The 16,172-nt window shown below is 72.6% G+C and carries 12 protein-coding genes; 8 read left to right on the top strand and 4 right to left on the bottom strand.

The genetic code is table 11. The features are described from left to right. Window positions 1–40: 40 nt before the first annotated feature. The 4 genes from JQC91_RS11320 to bcp form a co-directional block, all read right to left on the bottom strand. On the bottom strand, window positions 41–574 hold the full coding sequence (locus JQC91_RS11320) for a polymer-forming cytoskeletal protein (protein ID WP_203286919.1): 534 nt from the start codon (window positions 572–574) through the stop codon (window positions 41–43). Beyond that, a complete protein-coding gene (locus JQC91_RS11315) occupies window positions 564–1,895 on the bottom strand; it encodes a DUF5930 domain-containing protein (RefSeq protein WP_343069959.1) in 1,332 nt (443 codons plus the stop codon). Before JQC91_RS11315 ends, JQC91_RS11320 begins: the two co-directional genes overlap by 11 nt. Window positions 1,896–2,075: 180 nt before the next feature. After that, window positions 2,076–2,885, bottom strand: a complete 810-nt coding sequence (locus tag JQC91_RS11310; protein WP_343069958.1) for a ferritin-like domain-containing protein — start codon at window positions 2,883–2,885, stop codon at window positions 2,076–2,078. Continuing rightward, window positions 2,882–3,346: a thioredoxin-dependent thiol peroxidase gene (gene bcp / locus JQC91_RS11305; RefSeq protein WP_203286917.1), complete on the bottom strand. Its 465-nt coding sequence runs from the start codon at window positions 3,344–3,346 to the stop codon at window positions 2,882–2,884. The genes JQC91_RS11310 and bcp overlap by 4 nt, the downstream gene beginning before the upstream one ends. Window positions 3,347–3,438: 92 nt before the next feature. Here bcp and JQC91_RS11300 point away from each other — a divergent pair, with 92 nt between their 5' ends. The 8 genes from JQC91_RS11300 to uvrA all read left to right on the top strand — a co-directional run bounded on the left by JQC91_RS11300 (window position 3,439) and on the right by uvrA (window position 16,172). After that, window positions 3,439–6,696, top strand: coding sequence for an AsmA-like C-terminal region-containing protein (locus tag JQC91_RS11300; RefSeq protein WP_203286916.1), 3,258 nt, complete (start codon window positions 3,439–3,441; stop codon window positions 6,694–6,696). A gap of 10 nt (window positions 6,697–6,706) precedes the next feature. Next, the gene (gene queA, locus JQC91_RS11295) at window positions 6,707–7,747 is read left to right on the top strand and encodes a tRNA preQ1(34) S-adenosylmethionine ribosyltransferase-isomerase QueA (protein ID WP_203286915.1); all 1,041 of its coding nucleotides are present in this window, start codon (window positions 6,707–6,709) and stop codon (window positions 7,745–7,747) included. A gap of 108 nt (window positions 7,748–7,855) precedes the next feature. Further along, complete coding sequence (locus tag JQC91_RS11290) at window positions 7,856–9,124, top strand: MFS transporter (protein WP_203286914.1); 1,269 nt, start codon at window positions 7,856–7,858, stop codon at window positions 9,122–9,124. A 50-nt stretch (window positions 9,125–9,174) separates the two neighbouring features. Then, entirely contained in the window at window positions 9,175–9,750 is a 576-nt protein-coding gene (locus JQC91_RS11285) for a DUF924 family protein (RefSeq protein WP_203286913.1), read from the top strand. Between the two features lie 101 nt (window positions 9,751–9,851). Then, the gene (lpdA, locus tag JQC91_RS11280; RefSeq protein ID WP_203286912.1) at window positions 9,852–11,246 is read left to right on the top strand and encodes a dihydrolipoyl dehydrogenase; all 1,395 of its coding nucleotides are present in this window, start codon (window positions 9,852–9,854) and stop codon (window positions 11,244–11,246) included. Window positions 11,247–11,391: 145 nt separating this feature from the next. Beyond that, on the top strand, window positions 11,392–12,051 hold the full coding sequence (locus tag JQC91_RS11275; protein ID WP_203286911.1) for a hypothetical protein: 660 nt from the start codon (window positions 11,392–11,394) through the stop codon (window positions 12,049–12,051). Between the two features lie 40 nt (window positions 12,052–12,091). Then, window positions 12,092–13,213: an MFS transporter gene (locus tag JQC91_RS11270; RefSeq protein WP_238941478.1), complete on the top strand. Its 1,122-nt coding sequence runs from the start codon at window positions 12,092–12,094 to the stop codon at window positions 13,211–13,213. A 97-nt stretch (window positions 13,214–13,310) separates the two neighbouring features. Next, the gene (gene uvrA / locus JQC91_RS11265; protein WP_203286910.1) at window positions 13,311–16,172 is read left to right on the top strand and encodes an excinuclease ABC subunit UvrA; all 2,862 of its coding nucleotides are present in this window, start codon (window positions 13,311–13,313) and stop codon (window positions 16,170–16,172) included.

Here is a 16,172-nt window from a genome sequence, read left to right as displayed (position 1 = left end):
GGACAGGCGCGGCCCCGCGCGGGGGCCGCGGCCGGACCGATCAGGCCTTGGCCTCGGGCTTCGGGGCCGCCTTGCCCTTCGCGCCGGAGAGCGGATCGTCCTGACGCTGCACGGCACCCTCGAAGAGCGCGCCCGACTCGATGGCGATCGTCTTGTGAATGATGTCGCCGTTGACCTTCGCAGTCGAGGTCAGCCGGACCTTGAGGCCGCGCACGGTCCCGTCCACGCGCCCGTTCACCACCACGTCGTCGGCAATCACGTCGCCGCGCACGACGGCGCCTTCGCCGATGGTCAGGAGGTGGGCTTGGATCGTGCCCTCGATCTCGCCCTCGACCTGGATGTCGCCCGAGGACTTGAGGTCGCCGCGGATCATCAGGTCGGCCGAGAGGGTCGACGCCGGGACCTTGGGCTTCATCGCGCCGGAGCCGGCGCCGAGCTCGAGTCCGCCGGACGGCTTCGGCGCGCCGCCCGGGGGCGGCGCGGAGGGCGCGGGCTTCGGTGCGGCGGACGAACCGCCGGCCGGGGGCGTGGTGGCGTCGCCGCCGGGCTGGTTGATCTTGGACTTAGAAAACATCCTGACCTGCATCGATGAAGGGTGAAGGGTTCAGAGCCGTGCCGCCGCGCCGGATTTCGTAGTGCAGATGCACGCCCGTCGAGCGTCCGGTGGTGCCCATATCACCGATGCGGTCCCCGCGCGAGACCCGTTGGCCGACGTTGACGCGGATGCGGTTGAGGTGGGCGTAGCGCGTCTCGAACCCGAGGGGGTGCTCGATCTTCACGAGCTTGCCGTAGCCGGAGGACCAGCCCGCGAACGTCACCACGCCCGAGGCGGTGGCGACGATGGGCGTGCCGCGCGGCCCGGCGAAGTCCATGCCCGAGTGCATGCGGCCCCAGCGGGGCCCGAAGCCCGAGGTGCGGCGGTGCGCGCCGCGCACCGGGTGGTCGAGGGGCATCGATTCGGCGGCGCGGCGGTAGGCGTCGACCTCGTTGATGCGGGCGAGCAGGCGGTTGGCGCGCGCGGTGTCGAGGTCGGGGTTGCCCGCGCCCGCGTCGCCCCGGGTCGACAGCACCGGCTCGAGCGGGCCGCCTTGGCCCGCGTAGCCGTCGCGCACCGTCCGCAGGATCGCGTCGGTGGAGATGCCCGCGCGGCTGAACACCTTGTCGAGCGGCTCCAGCGAGGTCTCGACCGCCTCCTCCAGCGTCGAGAAGATGCGGTCGTTCCGCTCGGCCACGACCTCGGCCATGGCCTGCATCCGGGCGACCTCGGCGGAGGCGTTGCCTTGGGTGGCGACGGCGGCATCGCGCTCCGCGGCGGTGTCGCCGAGGGCGGCGGCGATCATGTCGAGCGTCGCCTCGGCGTCCGCGCGGCGGCGGGCCTCGGCGGCGTAGGCCTCCGGCGCGCTCTCCAGCGCCGTCTGGGCCTGCATCGCGGCGAGGCGGGCGTCGTCGCGCTCGCCCACGGTGCGCGACAGGGTGCGCTGGAGCGTGGCGATCCCGGTCTCGAGCTCGCGGCGGCGCTGCTCGGAGGAGAGCAGCCGCTCCTGCATCTTGGACACCTCGCCCAAGGCGATGTCGAAGCGGGCGAGCGCGGCCTCCGCGTCGCGGGCGCGGGCGTCCCGCTCGCCGGCGAGGTCGGCGAGCCGGTCCTCGTAGGCCGCGCGGGCCTGCGCCATCTGGTCGCGCGCATCGCCCGAGGCGACCGCGTCGAGCACGAAGAAGGCCGTCACGACGAGCGACCAGCCCAGCAGCAGCGCGCCGCCCATCAGGGCCCCGGCCTGGGTCGCGGGCCGCAGCCGCACGAAGCGCGTCCCCTCGTCGGATCGCAGGAAGAGGCGCTGCTCCGGCATGTGCCGTTCCAAGCGCGCATTCAGTCTATCCCACAGGCGTGGCTTCACAGGGCGATCCCCCGTCACTGGTCCCGTTGCACCATCCCGTGCGCGGTGGTCCGCGCCTCCCGTGGTGAGCGAATCCCTAAGGGGAGGGGGGAGGTTGGGCAAGCCGGTCGCAGGCAAGGGCGCGCGTGCGGCGGGCGGATGCCGACGTGGCGGCGCGGCCACGCCCCCCGTCGGCGGGGATCAGCCCGCGAGCGGCCAGTAGAAGTCGGGGGGCAGGCCGGCCTCGGCGCGCTTCTCCTCGTTGAACGGGGGCTTGAGGTGGCCGTGGAAGTGCTCGCGGACGAGGGCGTGGAAGACGTCCTTGGGGTCGCGGTCGTGGCGCCCGCACAGGAAGTGGAACCACTTTGAGCCGTAGGCGACATGGGCCACCTCCTCGGCGTAGATGGTCTCCAAGGCGGAGACCGCCGCGTCCTCGCCATGCTTGCGGAACAGGTCGATCATGCCCGGCGTCACGTCGAGGCCGCGCGCCTCCAGCACCATGGGCACGACGGCGAGGCGGGCCATCAGGTCGTGGCCCGTGTCCTCGGCGGCGCGCCACATGCCCGCGTGGGCGGGCAGGGCGCCGTACCGCAGGCCCCGCGCCTCGAGGCAGTCGGCCATCAGCCCGAAGTGCTTCGCCTCCTCGTCGGCGGCCTTGACCCAGTCGTCGTAGAAGCCGGGCGGCAGGGGCACGTGGGAGAATCGGGCGATCACGTCCCAGTGCAGGTCGACCGCGTTCAACTCGATATGCGCCACGGCGTGCAGCAGCGCCGCGCGCCCCTGCTCGGAGCCGGGGCGGCGGCGGGGCACGTCGCGGGGGTCGAGCAGCTCGGGCTCCTCGGGCCGGGCCGGGCGGAGCGGGGGGGCGGCCGTGCCGACCGCGATCTCCGGCGCCTCGCCCGCGCGGGACGCGCGCCACAGCGCGGCGCACTCGCGCGAGCGCGCCGCCTTGGCGCGGGCGTCGCCGGTCCGCAGGACCGACTCCGCCATGAGCGCGAGGGTCTCCGTCACAGCGCCCGCACGGCGTCGAGCACGGCGTCGACATGGCCCGGCACCTTCACCTTGCGCCACGCCTCGCGCACGGTGCCGCGTTCATCGATCAGGAAGGTCGCACGCTCGATGCCCATGTAAGCCTTGCCGTACATGCTCTTCTCGACCCACGTGCCGTAGGCGTCGCAGACGGCGCCGTCCTCGTCCGAGCCGAGGATGACCTTCAGGTCGTGCTTGGCCACGAACTTGTCGTGCTTGGCGACGCTGTCCTTGCTGACGCCCACCACCGTCGCGCCCGCCGCGTCGAACTCAGCGAGCTTCTCCGAGAAGCCGATCGCCTCCTTGGTGCAGCCGGACGTGTCGTCCTTCGGATAGAAGTAGAGGACCACCTTGCGGCCCTTCAGGTCGGAGAGCGCGACCGTGCCGCCGCCGTCGCGGGGCATGGTGAAGTCGGGGGCGGGCTGGCCGGGTTCGACGGACATGGGGCACCTCTTGAGGGGACGGTCGTTCGGCGGAAGGGTTTGCGGGCGGGCGGCGGAGCGGTCAAGGTGAGCCGCACCGCCCGCGAGCCGCCATGACCGACGCGACCCCACCCAAGCCCTTCCGGCGTCTCGCGTTTCGCGCGCTCGCGCTCGGGCTGCTGCTGATCGTCGCGGCGCTCGCCGCCGGCGCGTGGCGGCTGGCCGCGGGCCCGGTCGAGCTGCCCGCGTCACTGGTCGAGCGGATCGAGGCGCGCGCAGACCCGTCGGGCCGCCTCTCGCTCGGAGGGGCCGCGGTGGCGTGGGACGGGGCGGAGCACGCGCTGCGCCTCGTGGTGCGGGACGCGGCGCTGGCCGCCTTGGACGGGGAGGACGCGCTGCGCTTGCCGCGCCTGCGGGTCGCCGTGGACGGGCCGTCGCTGCTGCGCCGGACTTTGCGGCCCCGGGAGGTCGTGCTGGAGGGGCTGCGCCTGCGCGCCACGCGCGACGCGGCGGGGCGGATCGGACTGGGCCTCGGGCCCGGGGGGCCGCCGCCCTTCTCGACCTTGGCCGAGGCCGAGGCCGCGCTGGACGCCCTCCTCGCGCGCCCCGTCCTCTCGGCGCTGGAGGAAGTGCGGGTCGAGGGCCTGTCGCTCCTCTGGTCGGACGCGGTCACGGGGGTCGAGGAGCGGGCGGAAGGGGGTGCGCTCGCCTTGCGGCGCGACGACGGGCTGACGCTCGACGGCGCGATCCCCGTGGCGGGCGGGCGCGTCACCCTCGCCGCCTCCCGCGGCGGCGGCGTGACCGAGGCCACGGCCGGGATCGAGGGCCTGCCCGTCACGGAGGTCGCGCGCTGGCTGCCCGGGATTCCCGCGCTCGGTGTGCTGTCGGGCACGGCCTCCGCCGAGATAGGCGCCTCGCTCGAGGCAGGGCGTCCGGGTCCGCTCACGCTCGGGGTGGCGCTCGCGGACGGGGGGGTGACGGCGGACCCGGCGCTCGCCTTCGATCGCCTCGGCCTGCGCGCGTCGTGGCGGCCGGGCTCGCGGCGCGTGGCGGTCGAGGCGCTCGACCTCCGCGCGCCCGGCGCGTCCGGTCGCGCCACGGGCCAGGTGCTGCTGGGAGACCGGCTCGGCGACCCGATGGTGGCGCAGGCGGACCTGTCGGACCTCGTGCTGGACCCGAGCGGTCTCTTGGGCGAGGCGCTGCCGGGGGGTGGGGCGCGGTTCGACCGTGGCGGGGCGACGGCGCGGCTGGACCCGCGCGCGCTGCGGATCGAGCTGGGCGAGGCTTGGGTCGAGGGGCCGTCGGGCGCCGCGCGGGCGGCGGGCCGCGTGATCGTGGTGCCGGAGGGATTGCGCGGGCGCGTGCGCGGGACGGTGCCGCGCATGGCGGTGGCGGACCTGCTCGCGCTCTGGCCCGAGGCGGTCGCGCCGCAGGCGCGCCGCTGGCTGTCGGAGAACGTCCTCGAGGGCATGGCGGTGGACGCCGAGGGCCGGGTCCGCTTGGTCCCCGGCGCGCCGCCCGCCGCCGCGGCGGGGTTCGGGATCGAGGAGGCGCGCGTCCGATTCATGCGCCACCTGCCGCCCGCGGAGGCTGCGTTCGGCTACGCGACGCTCGCCGACGGGCGGTTCGGGATCCGGGTGGACGCGGCGTCCGTCCCGGCGGCGGGGGGCGGGGCGCTCGACATCGCGGGGACGCGCCTGCTGATCCCAGACGTATCCCAGCGGCCCGGCGCGATGGAGATCGACCTCACGGTCCGCGGCGCGGTGCCCGACCTGCTCCGGGTGCTCGACAACCGGCCCTTCCTGCTGCTGGAGCGGATGGACCGCGAGCCGGACCTCGCGGCGGGGCGCGCCGAGGTGACCGCACGCGTGCGCACCCCACTGGGGCGCGGGATCGCACCCGCCGACGTGGCCTACGAGGTGGCGGGCGTGCTGCGCGGCGTGACCAGCACGGCCATCGTTCCCGGCCGCACCTTGGCCGCGGACCGGCTGGACCTGTCGGTGACGCCCGACCGCGTCCGCATCGCGGGGCGCGCGTCGCTCGACGGCGTGGCGGCCGACGCGGCTTACGAGCAGCCGCTGCCGCCGCCCGCGACCGAGCCCGGCGGCCCCGACGCCCCGGCGCGCCCCCTCGCGATGCCGCCCGGTCGGGTGACGGGCACCGCGCGGGTCGGGGCGGAGGAACTGCGGCGGCTCGGCGTCTCCATCCCCGGGCTCGAGGTCTCGGGACAGGGTGCGGCGCGGTTCGAGTTGATGCTGCGGCGCGGCGCGGCGCCGCGCCTGTCGGTGCGCGGCGACCTCGCCGGCCTCGCGGCGTCGCTGCCGGTGGTGGGCTGGCGGAAGGGGCGCGAAAGCGCGGGGCGCCTGTCGCTGGAGGCCGACTTGGGCCGGGCCGTGACGATCGACGCGGTGGCGCTGGAGGCGCCCGGACTGTCGGCCACCGGCCGGGTCGCCCTCGGCGCGGGCGGGGCGCTGCGCGAGGCGGCGTTCGACCAAGTCTCGACCGGCTGGTTCACCGGCCCCGTGACGCTGACCGGCCGCGGGGCGGGCGCGGCGCCCGCCGTGACGATCGGAGGCGGACGCGCCGACCTGATCCCCGCGCTCGACGCCTTGGGAGGCGATGGAGGAAGCGGGGGCGACGGGGGGCCGATCGACCTTCGCCTCGACCGGCTGACGCTGAGCGAGGGCGTGGCGTTGGAGGGGATGCGCGCCGGGATCACCACGCGCGGCGGCGTGCGGGGGCGCTTCTCGGGACGCCTCAACGGGACGGCGGCGGTGGAGGGAGTGCTCGCGCCGGACGCGGACGGGACGGCGGTGCAGGTGGAGACCGGCGACCTCGGCGCGGTGCTCCGCGCCGCGGGGCTGGTCGAAGGCGCGCGGGGCGGATCGGCCCGGCTGGTGATGCGCCCCGAGGGGGCGGGCTACAGGGGGCAGGTGACCGGCACGGACCTCACGGTGCGCGACGCGCCCGCGCTGGCATCGCTTCTGCAAGCGCTCTCGGTGGTGGGCCTCCTCGAGCAGCTCTCGGCAGGCGGACTCGTCTTCTCGGACGTCGACGCGCAGTTCGGGCTGCGCGACCGCCTGCTGACGTTGACCCGGGCCTCCGCGGTCGGTCCGGCCATGTCGATCACGGCGCAGGGACGCTACGACGCCCGCCGCAAGGTGATGGACATGGAGGGGGTCGTCTCGCCGATCTACTTCGTGAACGGGCTGTTCGGCGCGCTCTTCTCGCGGCGGGACGAGGGGCTGTTCGGCTTCACCTACACGATGCGCGGGGCCTCGGCCGACCCGCAGGTCTCGGTCAACCCGCTGTCCATCCTGACGCCGGGCGTCTTCCGCGAGATCTTCCGCAGGCCCCCGCCGACGCAGTAGGGGGCCGCGCATGAAGCTGTCCGACTTTGCCTACGACCTGCCCGAGCGCCTGATCGCCACGCGCCCCGTCTCGCCCCGGTCGGCCGCCCGGCTGATGGTGGCGGAGGGCGACGTCGTGCGCGACCTGCGCGTGCGCGACCTGCCATCGGTGCTTCGGGCGGGCGACCTGCTGGTGCTGAACGACACCAAGGTGATCCCCGCGCGCCTGACCGGCGAGCGGGTGCGCGCGACGACCGACGGCAGCGGACGCGCGCGGGTGGACCTGACGCTGACGGGACCGGACGCGGCGGGCGGCTGGCGCGCGCTGGCGCGGCCCATGCGGAAGATGCGGGCGGGCGACCGGCTGGAGTTCGAAGGGCTGGCCGCCGAGGTGCTGGCTGTGGGCGAGGACCTGCACGTCGCCTTCGACCGGGAGGGCGAGGCGCTGGACGCCGCCTTGGAGCGGGCCGGGCGAATGCCGCTGCCGCCCTACATCGAGAGCCGCCGGGCGCCCGACGCGCGGGATGCCGAGGACTACCAGCCGATCTGGGCCGAGCACCGCGGCGCGGTCGCCGCGCCCACCGCCTCGCTGCACTTCGACGACTCCCTGATGGGCGCGCTGGCCGAGGCCGGGGTGGGGACGACCCGCGTGACGCTGCACGTGGGCGCGGGGACGTTCCTGCCGGTGAAGGTCGAGGACGTGACGACCCACCGGATGCACGCCGAATGGGGGGAGGTGCGCGCCGAGGCCACCGAGGCCATCGCCGCCACGAAGGCCGCGGGCGGGCGGGTGATCCCGGTGGGCACCACCGCGCTGCGCCTGATCGAGGCGGCCGCCGCCGGAGGGCGGATCGCGCCGTTCAGGGGGGAGACGGACATCTTCATCTACCCCGGCTACCGCTTCCGCGTGGCGGACGGGCTGATGACGAACTTCCACCTGCCGGAATCGACGCTCCTGATGCTGGTCTCGGCGCTGATGGGGCGGGAGCGGATGCTGGGCCTCTACGAGCGGGCCGTGCGTGAGGAGTACCGCTTCTTCTCGTACGGGGACGCGTCCCTGCTGCTGCCCTAGGCGGCGCGGCATTCCCGAAACGACGCCGTTGCGTCGCTCGCGTGTGGTTTCGGTCCGGCGCGGGCGACTAGGGGCGGATTCGAATTTCCTGCCGCCGGAGCGCAGCCCATGATCCCCGTGATGCGCCAGTCGTGGCCGCTCTTCATCGGCATGTTCATGTTGATGGTCGGCAACGGCATCCAAGGCACGCTGCTCGGCGTCCGCGGCGGGCTGGAGGGCTTTTCCACCGACCAGATGTCCATCGTGATGGCGGGCTACTTCGGGGGCTTCCTCCTCGGCTCGCAACTGGTGCCCGGCCTGATCCGCAACGTGGGCCACGTGCGTGTCTTCGCCGCCCTCGGCTCGACCGCATCGGCCTGCCTGATCCTGTTCCCGCTGCTTCCCTACACGGCGGTCTGGATCGCGCTGCGCGTGCTGCTCGGATTCTGCTTCTGCGGCGTCTACATCGTCGCGGAGTCGTGGCTGAACTCGACCACGCGCAACGACATGCGGGGGCGGGCGCTGTCGCTCTACATCTTCGTGCAGATGGCGGGGATCGTGGCGGCGCAGGCGCTGTTCGGCGCGGGCGACGCGGGCGACTTCAGCCTGTTCGTGATCGTCTCGGTGCTCGTCTCGATGGCCTTCGCGCCCGTGCTGCTCTCCGCCGTCCCGGTCCCGCCCTTCGAGTCCGCCAAGCCGATGTCGCTCCGGCGGCTCTGGAACGCCTCGCCGCTGGGGTTCGTGGGGCTGTTCCTGCTGGGCGGCGTCTACGCGGCGATGTTCGGGATGGTGGGCGTGTGGGGCTCGCTCGCGGGGCTGGGGCAGGGGCAGATCGCGGCCTTCGCGGCCACGACCTATCTCGGCGCGGCGATCTGCCAGATGCCGGTGGGCTGGCTGTCGGACCGGATGGACCGCCGCCGTGTCATCGCAGCCGTGGCCGCCATCGGCGCGGTCGCCTGCCTCGTGGCGACGCTGCGGCCCGAGGGGACGGGCTTCACCTTCATCCTCGGGGCGGCCTTCGTGATGGGGGGGATGGCCAACCCGCTCTACGCGCTGCTGCTGGCCTACACGAACGACTACCTCGAGACCGAGGAGATGGCCGCCGCCTCGGCGCGGCTGCTCTTCGTGAACGGGATCGGGGCCATCGGCGGCCCCATCCTGCTGGGACGCGTCCTCGAATGGATCGGCCCGCGCGGGTTCTTCGCCTTCGTCGGCGCGCTGCTGGGCGCGGTTGCGCTCTACGCGCTGTGGCGGATGACGCGGCGGGCCTCGGCGGACAGCGACGGCGGCTACGTCCCACTCGCGCCGTCCACGGTCACGCCGGTCACGATCACCACCGCGGTCGAGGAATACGCCGACGCCGCGGAGGCCCCCGAGGAGGCCGAGCGGGCCGCGTGAACCAAAGGCGGGCCGCCCGGGTTGGAGCGCGACACCGAGGGAGACGATCGATGACCCAGAGCGACCCGGAGGACGTCCTCCGCTTCTGGCTGGAGGAGAAGGGGCCGGAGGACTGGTACAAGGGCGGCGAGGCGCTCGACGCCGAGATCCGCGACCGGTTCGAGGGGACGTGGGAGGCGGCGCGCGCCGGGCGGCTGGCGCACTGGACGACGAGCCCGCGCGGCGCGCTGGCCTTCCTGATCCTGACGGACCAGTTCCCGCGCAACATGTTCCGCGGCGAGGCCAAGGCCTTCGCCACCGACCCCAAGGCCCGCGAGGTGGCGAAGTTCTCGATCGACCGGAAGTTCGACCTCAAGGTCGACGAGCCGGCGCGGCAGTTCTTCTACCTGCCCTTGGAGCACTCCGAGTGCCTCCAGGACCAGGAGCGCGCCGTGCGGCTGATCTGCGAGCGGATGGACGCGCCCGAGACGCTGCTCCACGCCCGCGCCCACCGCGAGGTGATCCGCTGCTTCGGGCGCTTCCCGTTCCGCAACGCCGCGCTGGGGCGCGAGATGGCCGCCCGCGAGGCGGTCTTCATGGACGAGGGCGGCTACGGCGCCGTCGTGCGCGAACTCAAGGAAGGGTAGGGGCTGCGCGGGGCGCAGTGCGGCGATGCGCGCAGCCCCGTTTCGCAACCCCGCGCGATCCGCTAGGTTGATGGTTGAACGTTGAACGACCGGAGAAGCACATGGCCGACACCTACGACATGATCGTCATCGGGGCCGGCCCCGGCGGCTACGTCGCCGCGATCCGGGGCGCGCAGCTGGGCCTGAAGGTCGCGTGCGTCGAGCGCGAGCACCTGGGCGGCATCTGCCTCAACTGGGGCTGCATCCCGACCAAGGCGATGCTGCGCTCGGCCGAGGTGTTCCACCTGATGCACCGCGCCAAGGAGTTCGGGTTGAAGGCCGACGGCATCGGCTACGATCTGGATGCCGTGGCGCAGCGGTCGCGCAAGGTGGCCAAGCAGCTGTCGGGCGGGATCGGGCACCTGTTCAAGAAGAACAAGGTCACCTCGATCATGGGCGAGGCCAAGCTGGCGGGGAAGGGCACCGTCGAGGTCACCACGGACAAGGGCACCCAGACGCTGAGAGCCAAGGACATCGTGATCGCCACCGGCGCGCGGGCCCGCGACCTGCCGGGGCTGGAGGCCGACGGAGAACGCGTCTGGTCCTACAAGCACGCGCTGGTCCCCCCGCACGAGCCCAAGAAGCTGCTCGTGATCGGCTCGGGCGCCATCGGGATCGAGTTCGCGTCCTTCTACAACACGCTGGGTGCCGAGACGACGGTTGTGGAGGTCATGGACCGCATCCTGCCCGTCGAGGACGAGGAGATCAGCAGCTTCGCTCGCAAGCAGTTCGAGAAGCAGGGCATGACGATCAAGGCCAAGGCCATCGTCAAGAAGCTCGACCGCCGGAAGGACAAGGTCGTCGCCACCATCGAGTCGGACGGCAAGGCCGAGACCCACGAGTTCGACACCGTGATCTCCGCCGTGGGCATCGTCGGCAACGTCGAGGGGCTGGGGCTGGAGGAGGCGGGCGTCAAGATCGACCGCTCCCACGTCGTGGTGGACGAGTATTGCCGCACGGGGGTCGAGGGGCTCTGGGCCATCGGCGACATCGCGGGCGCGCCATGGCTGGCGCACAAGGCGTCCCACGAGGGCGTGCTGGTGGCCGAGATGATCGCGGGCCGCAACGACGTGCACCCGGTCAAGCCGGGCGCCATCGCGGGCTGCACCTACTGCCACCCGCAGGTGGCGAGCGTCGGCCTGACCGAGGCCAAGGCCAAGGAGGCGGGCCACAAGATCAAGGTCGGCCACTTCCCGTTCATCGGCAACGGCAAGGCCATCGCGCTGGGCGAGCCGGAGGGGATGGTGAAGACGATCTTCGACGAGGAGACGGGCGAGCTGCTCGGCGCGCACATGGTCGGGGCGGAGGTGACGGAGCTGATCCAAGGCTACGTCATCGGGCGGCAGCTGGAAACGACCGAGCAGGACCTCCAGCAGACCGTGTTCCCGCACCCGACCCTGTCGGAGATGATGCACGAGAGTGTGCTCGACGCGGACGGGCGGGCGATCCACTTCTGACGGGGTGGATTGCGGCGAATTCGAGGCAGGGTGTTTCCGTCCGGCGTCCCGGTGCGGCGGATGACGTCGGCATCGTTTCGCGCACGTTGCTAGGGTCGGGGCGGCGACGGCATCTGGGCGGCATAGCCATTCCATGGAGATCGCCATGCCCCGCCTCGCCATTTCCGCCGCCATCCTCGCCGCCCTCGCGGCACCCGCCTGCGCCGAGGGCCCCTTGGCCCCCGGCGAGGTGTTCAGCTTCGATGGCCCGCGCTGGGGCGGGCATGTCGGCTACGGTCGGGCCGACTTCGAGACGCCGACCATCCCTCCCGAGGCCTTCACCTTCTTCCCCGCCGAGGCCGCGGCCCTCCAAGCCGAGTTCGATGGGATCGAGGCCTTCGATCCCAGCGGTCTGACCTACGGCTTCCACGCCGGCTACGACGTGCAGCGCGGGAGCTTCGTGGTCGGTGGCGAGGTCGCGGCGTTCGGCGGCTCGCTGGACGACGAGGACGCGGAGGCGTTCGGCGGGACGACGGACGAGATCGCGCAGTTCCGCCTCGATTACGTCGCGCGCGCCATGATGCGCGGCGGCGTCGCCCGCGAACGCGACCTGTTCTTCGTGACCGGGGGCGCGGCCTACCTCGACCTCGAGGACGGCGAGTCGGAGTCCGGCATCGCATACGGCCTCGGCTACGAGCGCGCGGTGTCGAGCCGCAGCACCTTGGGCGTCCAGGTGATCCAGCACGAGTTCGACTCGCTCCTCGGGGTCGATGACCTCGACGTCGAGCTACAGACGATCGAGGCGCGCTTCTCCGTGCGCTTCTGACCGGCTGGCGGAGGGGCGGGCGACGCGGTAGCGCGTCCCCATGGACCGCACCCGCTGGGGCCTGATCGCCCTCCTCTACGTGACCGGCCTGCTGTCGGCGCTGCAGTTCGGCAAGGTCAGCCTGTTCCTCCCCGCCTTGGTCGACCGCTACCCGGCCGCGCCCTTCCTCGTCTCGGCCGTCGCCGTCCTCGGCATCCTCGGCGGGGTGCTGGCCGGGGGCGTGGTCGCCAAGGTCGGCGCCCGGCGCGCGATCCTAGGGGCGGTCGCGGTCTCGGCCGTGCTCTCCCTCGCGCAGGCCCCGCTCCCGGCCTTCGCGCCCCTGATGGCGCTGCGGCTGGCGGAGGGCGCGGGCCATCTCGCCCTCGTGGTGGCCCTGCCGACGATGATGGCCGCCGAGTCCTCCGACGCCGACCGGCCCGTGGTGATGGGGATCTGGGGGACGTTCTTCGGGGTCGGCTTCGCGCTCGGGGCCCTCGTCCCGGTGGCCGGGCCGGGCGCGGCCTTCGCGGCGCACGGCATCGGCTTCGCCGCGTTGCTGCCGCTCCTTTGGTGGGCCCTGCCGCGCGTCCCGGGCGAGGCGGGGCCGCTTCCCGATCCGGTGGCCGCGCACCGCGCGGTCTGGTCCTCGGCGCGGCTGATCGCGCCGGGGGTGGGGCATGGCATCTACACCTCGCTGTTCATCGCCCTCTTGGCGTTCCTGCCGGACATCCTCGCTTCCCCGTGGCTGGCGGCGTGGCTCCCGCTGGCGAACCTGACCGGCACCTTCGTCGCCGGGTTCCTCGCCCGGCGGGTGGAGCCGGGGCGGCTCGTGACGTGGAGCTTCGTCGCCTCCGCCGCGGGCTTCGCGCTCCTGCTCGCGACGCGCGACCCTTGGATCGCGCTCGCCACCTTCTTCGCCACGGGCAGCATCGCGGGCGCGGGCTTCGCCGCCGTGCCGTGGCTGAACCCCGCGCCCGGCGACCGGGCGCGGGCCAACGGGGGCATGGCCCAGATCGGCAACGTCGGCACCTTCGCGGGCACGCCGCTGATGGCGGCGGCGCTGACCCTCGGCGGCGCCTGGGTCATCGCGACGGCGCTCGCGATCTGCCTGTTCGGCGCGGCGGCGACGGCGGCGGTCTACCGCGCAGCGCGGCGTCCGGCCGCGATGGTAAACGTTCCGTAAACGTTCTATCTGCCGCGACGCACGGACCCGTTGCGGCGCGAGAGTCGTTGCCTAGGTGGTGCGTTCGGCCCCGTCCGGGGGCCCAAGAGGGGCAGGCATGGCAGAGCAGAAGCATATCTCGGTCCGGGGCGCGCGCGAGCACAACCTCAAGGGCGTGGACGTCGACATCCCGCGCGACACGATGACGGTGATCACCGGCCTGTCCGGCTCGGGCAAGTCGTCGCTCGCCTTCGACACGATCTATGCCGAGGGGCAGCGCCGCTACGTCGAGTCGCTGTCGGCCTACGCGCGCCAGTTCCTCGACATGATGCAGAAGCCGGACGTCGATCACATCACCGGCCTCTCGCCCGCGATCTCGATCGAGCAGAAGACGACGTCGAAGAACCCCCGCTCGACCGTGGGCACGGTGACGGAGATCTACGACTACCTCCGCCTGCTCTACGCCCGCGCGGGTACGCCCTACTCCCCCGCCACCGGCGAGCCGATCCAAGCCCAGCAGGTGCAGGACATGGTCGATCGCGTCATGGCGATGGAGGAGGGCACGCGCGGTTACCTGCTCGCCCCCATCGTGCGCGACCGGAAGGGCGAGTACCGCCGCGAGATGCTGGAGCTGCGCAAGCAGGGCTACCAGCGGGTCAAGGTGGACGGCGCGTTCTACGAGCTGGACGAGCCGCCGACCCTCGACAAGAAGTTCCGCCACGACATCGACGTGGTCGTCGACCGCATCGTCGTGCGCGAGGGGCTGGAGACGCGGCTAGCCGACTCTTTCCGCACCGCGCTCGACCTCGCCGACGGGATCGCCATCCTCGAGACCGCGCCGAGGGAGGGGGAGCCGGAGCGCCACACCTTCTCCGAACGCTTCGCCTGCCCGGTCTCCGGCTTCACCATCCCCGAGATCGAGCCGCGCCTGTTCTCCTTCAACGCACCCTTCGGCGCCTGCCCGACCTGCGACGGGCTGGGGGCGGAGCTGTTCTTCGACGACCGCCTCGTGGTGCCGGACCAGTCGCTCACCTTGGGCAAGGGCGCCATCGCGCCGTGGTCCAAGTCGAAGTCCCCCTACTTCCTGCAGACCATCGACGCGATCGCCAAGCACTACGGCTTCGACAAGAAGCTCGCGTGGAAGGACCTGCCCGAGGAGGTCCGCGAGGTGTTCCTGCGCGGCTCCGGCAAGCAGAAGATCAAGTTCCGCTACGACGAGGGCGGGCGCGTCTACGAGGTGTCCCGCGTCTTCGAGGGCGTGGTCCCCAACATGGAGCGCCGCTACCGCGAGACGGACTCGTCGTGGGTCCGCGAGGAGTTCGAGCGCTACCAGAACAGCCGCGCTTGTGCTGCCTGCGGCGGCTACCGCCTGCGGCCCGAGGCGCTGGCGGTGAAGATCGCGGGGCTGCACGTCGGGCAGGTGGTCGAGATGTCGATCAAGGAGGCCGCCGCGTGGTGCGCCGAGGTGCCCGGCGCGCTGTCCAAGCAGAACAACGAGATCGCGCGCGCCATCCTCAAGGAGATCCGCGAGCGGCTGGGCTTCCTCAACAACGTCGGGCTGGACTACCTCACCATGTCCCGCTCCTCGGGCACGCTCTCGGGCGGGGAGAGCCAGCGCATCCGCTTGGCCAGTCAGATCGGGTCGGGCCTCACGGGCGTCCTCTACGTCCTCGACGAGCCGTCCATCGGCCTGCACCAGCGCGACAACGACCGCCTGCTCGAAAGCCTCAAGGGCCTGCGCGACCAAGGCAACACCGTCGTCGTCGTCGAGCACGACGAGGAGGCCATCCGCGAGGCGGACTACGTCCTCGACATCGGCCCCGGCGCGGGCGTTCACGGCGGGCAGGTGATCGCGAGCGGAACGCCCGCCGAGATCATGGCGAACCCGGATTCCGTCACCGGCGACTACCTCGCCGGGCGGCGCGAGATCGCGGTCCCGGCCAAGCGCCGCAAGGGCAACAAGAAGAAGGTCACCGTCGTCAAGGCGACCGGCAACAACCTCAAGGGCGTGACGGTCGACTACCCCTTGGGCAAGTTCGTCGCCGTCACCGGCGTGTCGGGCGGGGGCAAGTCTACGCTGACCATCGAGACGCTGTTCAAGACGGCCTCCATGAAGCTCAATGGCGCGCGCCAGACGCCCGCGCCTTGCGAGCAGGTCAAGGGGTTGGAGCATCTCGATAAGGTCATCGACATCGACCAGCGCCCCATCGGGCGCACGCCGCGCTCGAACCCTGCGACCTACGTGGGCGCCTTCACCCCGATCCGCGATTGGTTCGCGGGCCTGCCCGAGGCTAAGGCGCGGGGCTATAAGCCGGGGCGGTTCAGCTTCAACGTCAAGGGCGGGCGCTGCGAGGCGTGCCAAGGCGACGGGGTCATCAAGATCGAGATGCACTTCCTGCCGGACGTCTACGTCGAGTGCGAGACCTGCAAGGGCAAGCGCTACAACCGCGAGACGCTGGAGATCCAGTTCAAGGGCAAGTCCATCGCCGACGTGCTCGACATGACGGTCGAGGACGCCCAGACCTTCTTCAAGGCGGTGCCGTCGATCCGGTCGAAGATGGACGCGCTGATGCGGGTGGGCCTCGGCTACATCAAGGTGGGCCAGCAGGCGACGACCCTCTCGGGCGGCGAGGCGCAGCGCGTAAAGCTCTCCAAGGAGCTGTCGCGCCAGTCCACGGGCCGGACCCTCTACATTCTCGACGAGCCGACGACGGGTCTGCATTTCGAGGACGTCCGCAAGCTCTTGGAGGTGCTGCATGAGCTGGTGGAGCAAGGGAACAGCGTGGTCGTGATCGAGCACAACCTCGACGTCGTGAAGACCGCCGACCACGTGATCGACATCGGCCCCGAGGGCGGCGACGGCGGCGGCACGGTGGTGGCGACGGGGACGCCCGAGCAGGTGTCCGAGGTCGAGGCCAGCTACACGGGCCGCTACCTCAAGCCGATGCTGGCCCCGAGGAAGGCGCTGGCGGCGGAGTAG

The organism is Jannaschia sp. Os4 (assembly GCF_016820245.1).
Classification (GTDB): Bacteria; Pseudomonadota; Alphaproteobacteria; order Rhodobacterales; family Rhodobacteraceae; genus Jannaschia.
Note: the sequence above shows the minus strand (reverse complement) of the source record. Positions and strands in the feature narration are given on the sequence as shown.